The sequence below is a fragment of the Pseudomonas sp. S5D5 genome (assembly GCF_003013355.1).
Lineage (GTDB): Bacteria > Pseudomonadota > Gammaproteobacteria > Pseudomonadales > Pseudomonadaceae > Aquipseudomonas > Aquipseudomonas aylmerensis.
Genome location: NZ_PTEO01000001.1, coordinates 6,086,912 through 6,100,749, shown reverse-complemented (window position 1 = coordinate 6,100,749; position 13,838 = coordinate 6,086,912). Strand labels below are relative to the sequence as shown.

Annotated in this window: 6 protein-coding genes, 2 tRNA genes and 3 rRNA genes; 10 read left to right on the top strand and 1 reads right to left on the bottom strand. The window is 56.2% G+C overall.

The genetic code is table 11. The annotated features are described in order from the left end of the window. Positions 1 to 78 precede the first annotated feature (78 nt). Complete coding sequence (locus tag C9990_RS27930) at positions 79 to 999, bottom strand: LysR family transcriptional regulator (RefSeq protein ID WP_065900383.1); 921 nt, start codon at positions 997 to 999, stop codon at positions 79 to 81. Between the two features lie 125 nt (positions 1,000 to 1,124). On the opposite strand from C9990_RS27930, the gene C9990_RS27925 reads away from it, so the two are divergent. The 10 genes from C9990_RS27925 (at position 1,125) to C9990_RS27875 (ending at position 13,668) form a co-directional block, all read left to right on the top strand. Beyond that, complete coding sequence (locus tag C9990_RS27925) at positions 1,125 to 2,474, top strand: aspartate aminotransferase family protein (protein WP_065900385.1); 1,350 nt, start codon at positions 1,125 to 1,127, stop codon at positions 2,472 to 2,474. 39 nt (positions 2,475 to 2,513) lie between these two features. Next, positions 2,514 to 4,007: a CoA-acylating methylmalonate-semialdehyde dehydrogenase gene (locus C9990_RS27920; RefSeq protein WP_106805250.1), complete on the top strand. Its 1,494-nt coding sequence runs from the start codon at positions 2,514 to 2,516 to the stop codon at positions 4,005 to 4,007. Positions 4,008 to 4,636: 629 nt separating this feature from the next. Beyond that, positions 4,637 to 6,173, top strand: a 16S ribosomal RNA gene (locus C9990_RS27910). 82 nt (positions 6,174 to 6,255) lie between these two features. Next, positions 6,256 to 6,332, top strand: a tRNA-Ile gene (locus C9990_RS27905). A 30-nt stretch (positions 6,333 to 6,362) separates the two neighbouring features. Next, positions 6,363 to 6,438 (top strand) — tRNA-Ala (locus tag C9990_RS27900). A 249-nt stretch (positions 6,439 to 6,687) separates the two neighbouring features. Beyond that, positions 6,688 to 9,579 (top strand): 23S ribosomal RNA (locus C9990_RS27895). Between the two features lie 171 nt (positions 9,580 to 9,750). Continuing rightward, positions 9,751 to 9,866: ribosomal RNA gene (rrf, locus tag C9990_RS27890) — 5S ribosomal RNA — on the top strand. The 16S, 23S and 5S rRNA genes sit together here with 2 tRNA genes alongside, the layout of an rRNA operon. A gap of 236 nt (positions 9,867 to 10,102) precedes the next feature. Beyond that, entirely contained in the window at positions 10,103 to 10,762 is a 660-nt protein-coding gene (locus C9990_RS27885; protein WP_065900397.1) for a paraquat-inducible protein A, read from the top strand. Next, on the top strand, positions 10,749 to 11,372 hold the full coding sequence (locus C9990_RS27880; RefSeq protein WP_065900398.1) for a paraquat-inducible protein A: 624 nt from the start codon (positions 10,749 to 10,751) through the stop codon (positions 11,370 to 11,372). Before C9990_RS27885 ends, C9990_RS27880 begins: the two co-directional genes overlap by 14 nt. After that, entirely contained in the window at positions 11,365 to 13,668 is a 2,304-nt protein-coding gene (locus tag C9990_RS27875) for a PqiB family protein (RefSeq protein ID WP_106805249.1), read from the top strand. The genes C9990_RS27880 and C9990_RS27875 overlap by 8 nt, the downstream gene beginning before the upstream one ends. Positions 13,669 to 13,838: the final 170 nt, after the last annotated feature.

The window sequence follows — 13,838 nt, the reverse complement described above, 5'->3', positions numbered from 1 at the left end:
CTCGAGGCGGACGGTTCAAGGTCCTCGTACCCTTGCAAAAAACTGTCCAACTGCTCAGCTTTTTGCGCAGGCCCCGAGTTAGCGCGTTGCTGCCAGGCTTTCCAGGAAACTTTCCAGCACCAAATGAGGGCGACGTCCCTTGCGCGTGACCGATGCGAGGCTCAAATCGTAAAAACGTGTAGTCGGTTTCAGCGCGCGCAGTCGGCCTTGTTGCACCCACAGGCTGGCGTAGTGGTCGGGCAGGTAGCCGATGTAGCGACCGGTCAGAATCAGGAACGCCATGCCCTCGCGGTCGGAGGCGCTGGCGGTGCAGTTGAGCGCCTGGTAATGGGCCTGGATCTCGGCGGGCAGGCGGAAGGTGGGGGCGATGGCGTCCTGGGTGTCGATGCGCGCGTCGTCGAGTTGCTTGTCATCGGCATAGAACAGCGGGTGGCCGACGGCGCAGTAGAGCAGCGAGCGTTCGCTGTACAACGGCTGGTATTCGAGGCCGGAGAGGGCGCTGGCCTGGGGCACCACGCCGACGTGCAGGCGGCCGTCGAGTACCCCTTGTTCCACTTCATTGGGCGCGATCATGCGGATCTGGATCTGCACGTCCGGACCGCGTTCCTTCAACTGCGCCAACGCGTGCGTGATGCGCATGTGGGGCAGGGTGACCAGGTTGTCGGTCAGGCCGATGATCAACTCACCGCGCAGATGCTGGTGCAGGCCGTTGACCTCGGTGCGAAAGCTTTCCAGGGCACTTAATAGCTGCAGCGCCGATTGGTAGACCTCGCGGCCCTCTTCGGTAAGGGAAAAACCGGCGCGGCCACGCTGACAGAGTCTTAATCCGAGCCGCTGCTCCAGATCGCTCATCTGCTGGCTGATCGCGGAGCGGCCGATGCCGAGTACGGTCTCCGCCGCCGAAAAGCCGCCGCACTCGACCACGCTGCGAAAGATGCGCAGCAGGCGAATATCGAAGTCGCTGACTTGGGCCAGAGGATCGGGTCGACGGCTGCTCATAGTTTAGTAAAGGCCTGACTGAAGGTTAGAAGAGTTGGATTTCACCGACTTTATCCCCGTGGCAATTTAGCTGCAACAACGCTTTTCAATCCCGACGCTGCCTTTTGCCCTGCGAGGTTTTGCTGATGAACATGCCCGAAAACGCCCCTTCGTCCCTGGCCAGCCAACTGAAGTTGGATGCGCACTGGATGCCCTACACGGCCAACCGTAACTTCCAGCGTGACCCACGGCTGATCGTCGCCGCCGAAGGCAGTTGGCTGACGGATGACAAGGGCCGCAAGGTCTACGATTCGCTGTCGGGCCTGTGGACCTGTGGCGCCGGGCACACTCGCAAGGAAATCCAGGAGGCCGTCGCCAAGCAGTTGGGCACCTTGGACTACTCCCCGGGCTTCCAATACGGTCACCCGTTGTCTTTCCAGCTGGCAGAAAAGATCACCGATCTGACCCCGGGCAACCTCAACCACGTGTTCTTCACCGACTCCGGTTCCGAGTGCGCCGACACGGCGGTGAAGATGGTGCGTGCCTACTGGCGCCTGAAGGGCCAGGCCACCAAGACCAAGATGATCGGCCGCGCCCGTGGTTACCACGGGGTGAACATCGCCGGTACCAGCCTGGGCGGCGTCAACGGCAACCGTAAACTGTTTGGCCAGGGCTTGATGGATGTTGACCATCTGCCGCACACCTTGCTGGCGAGCAATGCGTTCTCGCGTGGTATGCCTGAGCAGGGCGGGATTGCCTTGGCCGATGAGCTGCTCAAACTGATCGAATTGCATGACGCGTCGAACATCGCCGCCGTGTTTGTCGAGCCGATGGCCGGTTCCGCCGGCGTGCTGGTACCGCCACAGGGCTACCTCAAGCGTCTGCGTGAGATTTGCGACCAGCACAACATCCTCTTGGTGTTCGACGAAGTGATCACCGGTTTCGGCCGTACCGGCTCGATGTTCGGCGCCGACAGCTTCGGTGTGACCCCGGACCTGATGTGCATCGCCAAGCAAGTCACCAACGGCGCGATCCCGATGGGCGCGGTGATTGCCAGCAGCGAGATCTATCAGACCTTCATGAACCAGGCGACGCCTGAGTACGCGGTGGAATTCCCTCACGGCTACACCTACTCGGCGCACCCGGTAGCCTGCGCTGCCGGCCTTGCGGCATTGGACCTGCTGCAGAAGGAAAACCTGGTGCAGAGCGTAGCCGAAGTCGCCCCGCACTTTGAGAATGCGCTGCACGGCTTGAAGGGCAGCAAGAACGTGATCGACATTCGTAACTATGGCCTGGCCGGTGCGATCCAGATTGCCCCGCGTGACGGTGATGCGATCGTGCGTCCATTCGAGGCCGGCATGGCGTTGTGGAAGGCCGGTTTCTACGTGCGCTTTGGCGGTGACACCCTGCAGTTCGGGCCAACCTTCAACAGCAAGCCGCAGGACCTGGATCGTCTGTTCGATGCGGTCGGCGAAGTGCTGAACAAGATCGACTGATTTCTCCTTCTATATAGAACAACTTTTCAGGAGCCCTGCATGAGCCTTATCCAGCATTTGATCAACGGTGAGTTGGTCAACGACAGCGGTCGAAGCGCCGACGTCTACAACCCATCCACCGGCCAGGTCATTCACCAGGTGCCGTTGGCCAGCCGTGAAACCATTCAACAGGCGATCGACTCGGCCAAGGCAGCGTTTCCAGCCTGGCGTAATACCCCGCCGGCCAAGCGCGCCCAGGTGATGTTCCGGTTCAAGCAATTGCTGGCGCAGAACGAAGCACGCATCTCGCAGTTGATCAGTGAAGAGCACGGCAAGACGCTGGAAGATGCTGCCGGTGAGCTCAAGCGCGGAATCGAGAACGTTGAGTACGCGTGCTCGGCGCCGGAAATTCTCAAGGGTGAGTACAGCCGCAACGTCGGGCCGAACATTGATGCGTGGTCGGACTTCCAGCCGTTGGGTGTGGTGGCTGGCATCACCCCGTTCAACTTCCCGGCGATGGTGCCGCTGTGGATGTACCCACTGGCGATCGTCTGCGGTAACTGTTTCATCCTCAAGCCGTCCGAGCGCGACCCGAGTTCGACGCTATTGATTGCACAACTGCTGCAGGAAGCCGGTTTGCCCAAGGGCGTGCTGAGCGTGGTGCACGGCGACAAGGGCGCGGTGGATGCGTTGATCGAGGCCCCAGAAGTCAAGGCGCTGAGCTTTGTTGGTTCGACGCCGATTGCCGAATACATCTATGCCGAGGCAACCAAACGCGGCAAGCGCGTCCAAGCCCTGGGCGGCGCGAAGAACCATGCGGTGTTGATGCCGGATGCGGACCTGGATAACGCGGTCAGCGCGTTGATGGGCGCGGCCTATGGTTCCTGTGGCGAGCGTTGCATGGCGATCTCGGTGGCGGTGTGCGTGGGTGATCAGGTGGCGGATGCGTTGATCGCCAAGCTGGTACCGCAGGTCAAGGCGCTGAAGATTGGTGCGGGCACATCCTGCGGCCTGGATATGGGGCCGTTGGTGACGGGGCAGGCACGGGATAAAGTCAGTGGCTATATAGAAGACGGCGTGGCGTCGGGCGCTGAGCTGGTGGTCGACGGGCGTGGTTTGAGTGTTGCCGGGCATGAAGAGGGCTTCTTCCTGGGCGGTAGCCTGTTCGACCGCGTGACGCCTGAGATGCGTATCTATAAGGAAGAGATCTTCGGGCCGGTGCTGTGCGTGGTCCGGGTGAGCAGCCTGGAAGCGGCGATGCAACTGATCAACGATCACGAATACGGTAATGGCACGTGCATCTTCACCCGTGACGGTGAAGCGGCCCGGCTGTTCTGTGACGAGATTGAAGTGGGCATGGTCGGTGTGAACGTTCCATTGCCGGTGCCGGTCGCGTATCACAGCTTTGGTGGCTGGAAGCGTTCGCTGTTTGGCGACTTGCATGCCTATGGGCCGGATGGCGTGCGCTTCTATACCCGTCGCAAGGCGATTACCCAGCGTTGGCCGCAGCGCGCCAGTCATGAAGCGTCGCAGTTTGCCTTCCCTAGCCTGTAAGGCTGGGTAAGTAGAAAGCCGGCCCCTTGGGGCCGGCTTTCGCGTTTTTGGGGGCTTTTTGACCGATATGACAGAAATGTGAAAAAAGGTGTTGACGGCAGATTCTGGAAGTCTATAATTCGCCCCACTTCCGGCGCAGTCGAAACGGAAAACTCCTTGGCAAACAAAGAGTTACGCGAGATTCGACAGCGACTTGCTTCAGTTCATCGAAGCCCAGAAGGAGTTGGTAGGGCAGTGTTGTTTGGCTCTATTAACGTTTCGATCCTCTCGGTCGAAAGCGGAGAAAAAGAGGTGTTGACAGCAGCGTGTAACGCTGTAGAATTCGCCTCCCGCTAACGAGAGATCGGAAGCGCAAGTGGTTGAAGTTGTTGAAGAAATCTTCGAAAACTTCTGAAAATAATCACTTGACAGCAAATGAGGCTGCTGTAGAATGCGCGCCTCGGTTGAGACGAAAGATCTTAACCAATCGCTCTTTAACAACTGAATCAAGCAATTCGTGTGGGTGCTTGTGGAGTCAGACTGATAGTCAACAAGATTATCAGCATCACAAGTTACTCCGCGAGAAATCAAAGATGTAACCAACGATTGCTGAGCCAAGTTTAGGGTTTCTTAAAAACCCAAAGATGTTTGAACTGAAGAGTTTGATCATGGCTCAGATTGAACGCTGGCGGCAGGCCTAACACATGCAAGTCGAGCGGTAGAGAGAAGCTTGCTTCTCTTGAGAGCGGCGGACGGGTGAGTAATGCCTAGGAATCTGCCTGGTAGTGGGGGATAACGTTCGGAAACGGACGCTAATACCGCATACGTCCTACGGGAGAAAGCAGGGGACCTTCGGGCCTTGCGCTATCAGATGAGCCTAGGTCGGATTAGCTAGTTGGTGGGGTAATGGCTCACCAAGGCGACGATCCGTAACTGGTCTGAGAGGATGATCAGTCACACTGGAACTGAGACACGGTCCAGACTCCTACGGGAGGCAGCAGTGGGGAATATTGGACAATGGGCGAAAGCCTGATCCAGCCATGCCGCGTGTGTGAAGAAGGTCTTCGGATTGTAAAGCACTTTAAGTTGGGAGGAAGGGCAGTTGCCTAATACGTAACTGTTTTGACGTTACCGACAGAATAAGCACCGGCTAACTCTGTGCCAGCAGCCGCGGTAATACAGAGGGTGCAAGCGTTAATCGGAATTACTGGGCGTAAAGCGCGCGTAGGTGGTTTGTTAAGTTGGATGTGAAATCCCCGGGCTCAACCTGGGAACTGCATTCAAAACTGACTGACTAGAGTATGGTAGAGGGTGGTGGAATTTCCTGTGTAGCGGTGAAATGCGTAGATATAGGAAGGAACACCAGTGGCGAAGGCGACCACCTGGACTGATACTGACACTGAGGTGCGAAAGCGTGGGGAGCAAACAGGATTAGATACCCTGGTAGTCCACGCCGTAAACGATGTCAACTAGCCGTTGGGAGCCTTGAGCTCTTAGTGGCGCAGCTAACGCATTAAGTTGACCGCCTGGGGAGTACGGCCGCAAGGTTAAAACTCAAATGAATTGACGGGGGCCCGCACAAGCGGTGGAGCATGTGGTTTAATTCGAAGCAACGCGAAGAACCTTACCAGGCCTTGACATCCAATGAACTTTCTAGAGATAGATTGGTGCCTTCGGGAACATTGAGACAGGTGCTGCATGGCTGTCGTCAGCTCGTGTCGTGAGATGTTGGGTTAAGTCCCGTAACGAGCGCAACCCTTGTCCTTAGTTACCAGCACGTAATGGTGGGCACTCTAAGGAGACTGCCGGTGACAAACCGGAGGAAGGTGGGGATGACGTCAAGTCATCATGGCCCTTACGGCCTGGGCTACACACGTGCTACAATGGTCGGTACAGAGGGTTGCCAAGCCGCGAGGTGGAGCTAATCCCATAAAACCGATCGTAGTCCGGATCGCAGTCTGCAACTCGACTGCGTGAAGTCGGAATCGCTAGTAATCGCGAATCAGAATGTCGCGGTGAATACGTTCCCGGGCCTTGTACACACCGCCCGTCACACCATGGGAGTGGGTTGCACCAGAAGTAGCTAGTCTAACCTTCGGGGGGACGGTTACCACGGTGTGATTCATGACTGGGGTGAAGTCGTAACAAGGTAGCCGTAGGGGAACCTGCGGCTGGATCACCTCCTTAATCGACGACATCAGCTGCTCCATAAGTTCCCACACGAATTGCTTGATTCATTGAAGAAGACGATAAGAAGCAGCCCGAAATTGGGTCTGTAGCTCAGTTGGTTAGAGCGCACCCCTGATAAGGGTGAGGTCGGCAGTTCGAATCTGCCCAGACCCACCAATTTTGTGTGGGAAACGCCTGTAGAAATACGGGGCCATAGCTCAGCTGGGAGAGCGCCTGCCTTGCACGCAGGAGGTCAACGGTTCGATCCCGTTTGGCTCCACCACTACTGCTTCTGAAAGTTTTGAAAGCTTAGAAATGAGCATTCCATCAGGTTGATGGTGAATGTTGATTTCTAGTCTTTGATTAGATCGTTCTTTAAAAATTTGGGTATGTGATAGAAAGATAGACTGAACGTTACTTTCACTGGTAACGGATCAGGCTAAGGTAAAATTTGTGAGTTCTCTTAGTTGAGAAATTCGAATTTTCGGCGAATGTCGTCTTCACAGTATAACCAGATTGCTTGGGGTTATATGGTCAAGTGAAGAAGCGCATACGGTGGATGCCTTGGCAGTCAGAGGCGATGAAAGACGTGGTAGCCTGCGAAAAGCTTCGGGGAGTCGGCAAACAGACTTTGATCCGGAGATGTCTGAATGGGGGAACCCAGCCATCATAAGATGGTTATCTTGTACTGAATACATAGGTGCAAGAGGCGAACCAGGGGAACTGAAACATCTAAGTACCCTGAGGAAAAGAAATCAACCGAGATTCCCTTAGTAGTGGCGAGCGAACGGGGACTAGCCCTTAAGTGGCTTTGAGATTAGCGGAACGCTCTGGAAAGTGCGGCCATAGTGGGTGATAGCCCTGTACGCGAAAATCTCTTAGTCATGAAATCGAGTAGGACGGAGCACGAGAAACTTTGTCTGAATATGGGGGGACCATCCTCCAAGGCTAAATACTACTGACTGACCGATAGTGAACTAGTACCGTGAGGGAAAGGCGAAAAGAACCCCGGAGAGGGGAGTGAAATAGATCCTGAAACCGTATGCGTACAAGCAGTGGGAGCAGACTTTGTTCTGTGACTGCGTACCTTTTGTATAATGGGTCAGCGACTTATTTTCAGTGGCGAGCTTAACCGAATAGGGGAGGCGTAGCGAAAGCGAGTCTTAATAGGGCGTCTAGTCGCTGGGAATAGACCCGAAACCGGGCGATCTATCCATGGGCAGGTTGAAGGTTGGGTAACACTAACTGGAGGACCGAACCGACTACCGTTGAAAAGTTAGCGGATGACCTGTGGATCGGAGTGAAAGGCTAATCAAGCTCGGAGATAGCTGGTTCTCCTCGAAAGCTATTTAGGTAGCGCCTCATGTATCACTGTAGGGGGTAGAGCACTGTTTCGGCTAGGGGGTCATCCCGACTTACCAAACCGATGCAAACTCCGAATACCTACAAGTGCCGAGCATGGGAGACACACGGCGGGTGCTAACGTCCGTCGTGAAAAGGGAAACAACCCAGACCGTCAGCTAAGGTCCCAAAGTTATGGTTAAGTGGGAAACGATGTGGGAAGGCTTAGACAGCTAGGAGGTTGGCTTAGAAGCAGCCACCCTTTAAAGAAAGCGTAATAGCTCACTAGTCGAGTCGGCCTGCGCGGAAGATGTAACGGGGCTCAAACCATACACCGAAGCTACGGGTATCACGTAAGTGATGCGGTAGAGGAGCGTTCTGTAAGCCTGTGAAGGTGAGTTGAGAAGCTTGCTGGAGGTATCAGAAGTGCGAATGCTGACATGAGTAACGACAATGGGTGTGAAAAACACCCACGCCGAAAGACCAAGGTTTCCTGCGCAACGTTAATCGACGCAGGGTTAGTCGGTCCCTAAGGCGAGGCTGAAAAGCGTAGTCGATGGAAAACAGGTTAATATTCCTGTACTTCTGGTTATTGCGATGGAGGGACGGAGAAGGCTAGGCCAGCTTGGCGTTGGTTGTCCAAGTTTAAGGTGGTAGGCTGAGATCTTAGGTAAATCCGGGATCTTAAGGCCGAGAGCTGATGACGAGTTAACTTTTAGTTAACGAAGTGGTTGATGCCATGCTTCCAAGAAAAGCTTCTAAGCTTCAGGTAACCAGGAACCGTACCCCAAACCGACACAGGTGGTTGGGTAGAGAATACCAAGGCGCTTGAGAGAACTCGGGTGAAGGAACTAGGCAAAATGGCACCGTAACTTCGGGAGAAGGTGCGCCGGTGAGGGTGAAGGACTTGCTCCGTAAGCTCATGCCGGTCGAAGATACCAGGCCGCTGCGACTGTTTATTAAAAACACAGCACTCTGCAAACACGAAAGTGGACGTATAGGGTGTGACGCCTGCCCGGTGCCGGAAGGTTAATTGATGGGGTTAGCTAACGCGAAGCTCTTGATCGAAGCCCCGGTAAACGGCGGCCGTAACTATAACGGTCCTAAGGTAGCGAAATTCCTTGTCGGGTAAGTTCCGACCTGCACGAATGGCGTAACGATGGCGGCGCTGTCTCCACCCGAGACTCAGTGAAATTGAAATCGCTGTGAAGATGCAGTGTATCCGCGGCTAGACGGAAAGACCCCGTGAACCTTTACTATAGCTTTGCACTGGACTTTGAATTTGCTTGTGTAGGATAGGTGGGAGGCTTTGAAGCGTGGACGCCAGTCTGCGTGGAGCCATCCTTGAAATACCACCCTGGCAACTTTGAGGTTCTAACTCAGGTCCGTTATCCGGATCGAGGACAGTGTATGGTGGGTAGTTTGACTGGGGCGGTCTCCTCCTAAAGAGTAACGGAGGAGTACGAAGGTGCGCTCAGACCGGTCGGAAATCGGTCGTAGAGTATAAAGGCAAAAGCGCGCTTGACTGCGAGACAGACACGTCGAGCAGGTACGAAAGTAGGTCTTAGTGATCCGGTGGTTCTGTATGGAAGGGCCATCGCTCAACGGATAAAAGGTACTCCGGGGATAACAGGCTGATACCGCCCAAGAGTTCATATCGACGGCGGTGTTTGGCACCTCGATGTCGGCTCATCACATCCTGGGGCTGAAGCCGGTCCCAAGGGTATGGCTGTTCGCCATTTAAAGTGGTACGCGAGCTGGGTTTAGAACGTCGTGAGACAGTTCGGTCCCTATCTGCCGTGGACGTTTGAGATTTGAGAGGGGCTGCTCCTAGTACGAGAGGACCGGAGTGGACGAACCTCTGGTGTTCCGGTTGTCACGCCAGTGGCATTGCCGGGTAGCTATGTTCGGAATAGATAACCGCTGAAAGCATCTAAGCGGGAAACTAGCCTCAAGATGAGATCTCACTGGAACCTTGAGTTCCCTGAAGGGCCGTCGAAGACTACGACGTTGATAGGTTGGGTGTGTAAGCGCTGTGAGGCGTTGAGCTAACCAATACTAATTGCCCGTGAGGCTTGACCATATAACACCCAAGCAATTTGCTTGCTTCGAGCTGAAAGGCAAAAGAGCACCAGATTGCGGTGTGTGAAGACGAAATGAACCGAAAGTTCGACGTTCACAAAACACCGAAAGCTATCACATACCCAATTTGCTGAAGTCGAGACCACATGGTCACGACTCAGTACCCGAATTTCTTGACGACCATAGAGCATTGGAACCACCTGATCCCATCCCGAACTCAGCAGTGAAACGATGCATCGCCGATGGTAGTGTGGGGTTTCCCCATGTGAGAGTAGGTCATCGTCAAGATTAAATTCCAGAACCCCTGTTTGCTAACGCAGACAGGGGTTTTGTTTTGGGCGGTCGAAAAGTAAGTGGGTGGCCGCAGCCCCCGCCATCAGCTCAAGCCGTCCTAACCCCCCCCCCGACTCCCCCTATCCGGTATGTCCATGTGGGGCCCTAAGCCCCGACAAATTTGCACAGTTATTTCTGAACCAGACCACTAGAATAGGCACCTAACCTTTTTTAGAGTCAGAGCCCTATCTATGCCCGATCCGGTTGATGCCCCTGAGGTGTCGGATTTACCACTGGACGACCTGGTGGCATGCCATGAGTGCGACTTGCTGATGCGCAAACCCAAGCTTGCCCTTGGCGAAAAAGCCCAATGCCCGCGTTGCGGTTACGAGCTGTACGCTCACCGCCACAATGTCGTTGAGCGAAGTCTCGCCTTGGTGCTCGCGGCGCTGTTGCTGTACATCCCCGCGAACTTTTTGCCCATCATGCAGCTCAATCTACTCGGGCAGTCCTCGGAAGACACCGTGTGGAGTGGCGTGGTCGGCTTGTTTGATACCGGCATGCAAGGCGTCGCCGCCGTTGTGTTCCTGTGCAGCATGGGGATTCCCTTGCTCAAGCTGCTCTGCCAGCTCGCAGTCCTGCTCAGCATTCGTTGGAAGGTGGGCCGCAGCTATGGGCTGTTGCTGTACCGCATTTACCACCACCTCAAAGACTGGGGGATGCTGGAGGTCTACCTGATGGGCGTACTGGTGGCGATCGTAAAGCTCGCCGACATGGCCTCTATCACGGTCGGCTTGGGGCTCGTGTGTTTTGTCAGTCTATTAATGGTTCAGGTACTGCTTGAGGTGGTGATGTCGCCCCACCAGATCTGGCAAGCGTTGTCAGGAGAGGATGATCATGCGGGCGATTGATGCAGGCATTCTGATTTGTACCGAATGCCACGAATTGAACAAACAGGCAGCGGACACCGATGAGCAAACCTGCACTCGCTGCGGTGCGCTGATCCATGCCCGGCGTCCAAACAGCCTCACCCGCACCTGGGCGTTGTTGATCACGGCGGCCATTTTGTATATCCCCGCCAACCTGCTGCCTATCATGACCATCAATTCCCTCGGCCAGGGTGATCCCAGTACCATCATGGCCGGTGTGATCCAGTTGGTGCAGCACGGTATGTTTCCCATCGCGGCGGTGGTATTTATCGCCAGTATCCTGGTGCCCACGTTCAAGCTGGTAGGCATTGGCCTGCTACTGTTCTCTGTACAGCGCCACCAACCGCTATCCGCGCAACAGCGCATTGTGATGTACCGCTTCATCGAATTCATTGGACGTTGGTCCATGCTGGATATCTTCGTGATCGCCATCCTGGTGGCGGTTGTAAACTTTGGGCGACTTGCCAGTGTCGAGGCAAACCTCGGCGCCGCGGCGTTCGCCAGTGTGGTGATCTTGACGATGCTTGCCGCAGTAACTTTCGATCCCCGACTGATTTGGGATAACACGGAGTCGGACGACGACCATGAGTGATTTGCCTAAAGCTAAAACCCGCCCGGCCTCCAACTGGTCGGCCATTTGGGTGTTACCCCTGATTGCCCTGATCATCGGCGGTTGGTTGGGGTGGCGCGCCTATTCCCAACAGGGCATCGAGATCCAGGTGCGCTTTGAAAGTGGCGAAGGTATCCAGGCCAACAAAACGGAAGTGGTCTACAAAGGTATGTCCGTGGGCAAGGTCAAGACCTTGGCCCTGGACGACGAGGGCAGTAACCGTGGGGTGATTGCCACCATCGAGATGAACAAGGACGTCGACCAATATCTCAAGACCAATACGCGCTTCTGGCTGGTCAAGCCGAGTGTCAGCCTCGCCGGTATTACCGGCCTGGAAACCTTGGTGTCGGGTAATTACATCGCCGCCAGCCCGGGTGATGGTGAGCCCACGCGCAAATTCAAGGCGCTCTCCGAAGAGCCGCCGTTGTCAGACGCCAAGCCCGGCCTGCACCTGACCATCAAGGCCGATCGCCTCGGCTCGCTGAACCGTGGCAGTCCAGTGTTCTACAAACAGATCCAGGTTGGCCAGGTCAAAAGCTACCTGCTTTCCGAGGACCAGAGCACCGTAGAGATCAAGGTCTACATCGAGCCGACCTACGCGAGCCTGGTGCGCAAACACACACGTTTCTGGAACGCCAGCGGCATCAGCATCGACGCCAATCTTTCCGGCGTGAAAGTACGCAGTGAATCGCTCTCCAGTATCGTCGCCGGCGGGATTGCCTTCGCCACGCCGGAGAACCGCAAGGACAGCCCGCCGACGGATCCGAGCCTGCCGTTCCGCTTGTATGAAGACTTCGACGCCGCCGCTGCTGGCATCAAGGTCAAGGTCAAGCTCACCGACTTCGAAGGCCTGCAGGCTGGCCGTACGCCCGTCATGTACAAAGGCATCCAGGTCGGCAGCCTGAAAACCTTGAAGATCGACCCTGACCTGTCCAGCGCCAATGCCGAGTTGACGCTCGACCCATTGGCCGAAGACTACCTGGTGCAGGACACCCAGTTCTGGGTGGTCAAACCCTCCATCTCCCTGGCGGGCATCACCGGGCTGGAAGCCCTGGTCAAGGGTAACTACATCGCCATTCGCCCTGGTGACAAAGGCAGCGCGCCGCAACGCGAATTCGTTGCGCGGGCCAAGGCACCGCCGCTGGACCTGCGCTCTCCAGGCCTGCACATGGTGCTGTTCACTGACAACCTCGGCTCCCTGGATGTCGGTAGCCCGATTCTCTATAAACAGGTCAAGGTCGGTTCGGTGCAGAGCTATCAGTTCTCGCGCAAGAACAAACAACTGGTGATCGGCGTTCATATCGAGAAGGAATACGAAAACCTGGTCAACGGCTCGACGCGTTTCTGGAATGCCAGCGGCGTCACCCTGACCGGCGGGCTCACTGGCGGCATCCAGGTGAAAAGTGAATCCCTGGCCAGCTTGATGGCCGGCGGTATCGCCTTCGAAACCCCGGAACCCAATGTGCCGCTGAAAAAGCGCATCCCGCGCTTCCGTCTCTTTGCCGATCGCGAGGCCGCCAATCAACGCGGCACCCTGGTGACCATCAAGGTCGACCGCGCCGACGGCATGCGTCCTGGCACGCCGGTGCGTTTCAAAGGCCTGGATGTCGGCAAGATCGAGAGCGTCGACCTGAGCGCCGATATGCAGTCGGTGCTGCTCAGCGCGCGCATCACCCAAGTGGCGGATCGCATCGCGCGTGTCGGCAGCCAGTTCTGGGTGGTAAAGCCTGAGCTGGGCCTGATGAAAACCTCCAACCTGGAAACCCTGGTTACCGGGCAGTACATCGAGGTGCAGCCAGCGGCGAAAAATGCCGGTCCACAGAAGAGCTTTGTCGCGCTGGATCAGCCGCCTGAAGCGGCCCACCAAGAGGCAGGCCTGAGCCTGACACTCAGTGCCGCACGGCGTGGTTCGTTGAAGGAAGGCGTACCGGTGACTTACCGCGAAGTCACCGTGGGCAAAGTCACCGGCTACGAGTTGGGCCAGACCGCCGACCGCGTGCTGATTCACATCCTGATCGAGCCGAAGTACGCGCCGCTGGTACGCGGTGGCAGCCGCTTCTGGAACACCAGCGGTTTCGGTCTCGATTTCGGCCTGTTCAAAGGCGCAACGGTACGCACCGAGTCGTTGGAGACCCTGGTCTCCGGCGGTATCGCTTTCGCCACGCCAGACGGTGAGCGCATGGGCAACGCTGCACGGCCGCAGCAAACCTTTCCGCTGTTCGACAAGTTCGAAGAGGAATGGCTGACTTGGGCGCCTAAAATTCCGCTCGGCAAGTAAACCGTGGCGAGGCTATCGCGGGCAAGCCCGGCTCCCACAGTTGACCGGGTTTTCCTGTAGGAATGCGCTCGAATGTGGGAGCCGGGCTTGCCCGCGATGAGGCCCTCAGCAACACCAAAAAAAGGCCGCGATCCATAAGATCGCGGCCTTTTTGCATTTCACTGCAGCCG

Bases quoted from the DNA above. Each gene is read 5' to 3' on its own strand.
- C9990_RS27930 (WP_065900383.1), bottom strand. From the start codon at position 999: ATGAGCAGCCGTCGACCCGATCCTCTGGCCCAAGTCAGCGACTTCGAT.
- C9990_RS27925 (WP_065900385.1), top strand. From the start codon at position 1,125: ATGAACATGCCCGAAAACGCCCCTTCGTCCCTGGCCAGCCAACTGAAG.
- C9990_RS27920 (WP_106805250.1), top strand. From the start codon at position 2,514: ATGAGCCTTATCCAGCATTTGATCAACGGTGAGTTGGTCAACGACAGC.
- C9990_RS27885 (WP_065900397.1), top strand. From the start codon at position 10,103: ATGCCCGATCCGGTTGATGCCCCTGAGGTGTCGGATTTACCACTGGAC.
- C9990_RS27880 (WP_065900398.1), top strand. From the start codon at position 10,749: ATGCGGGCGATTGATGCAGGCATTCTGATTTGTACCGAATGCCACGAA.
- C9990_RS27875 (WP_106805249.1), top strand. From the start codon at position 11,365: ATGAGTGATTTGCCTAAAGCTAAAACCCGCCCGGCCTCCAACTGGTCG.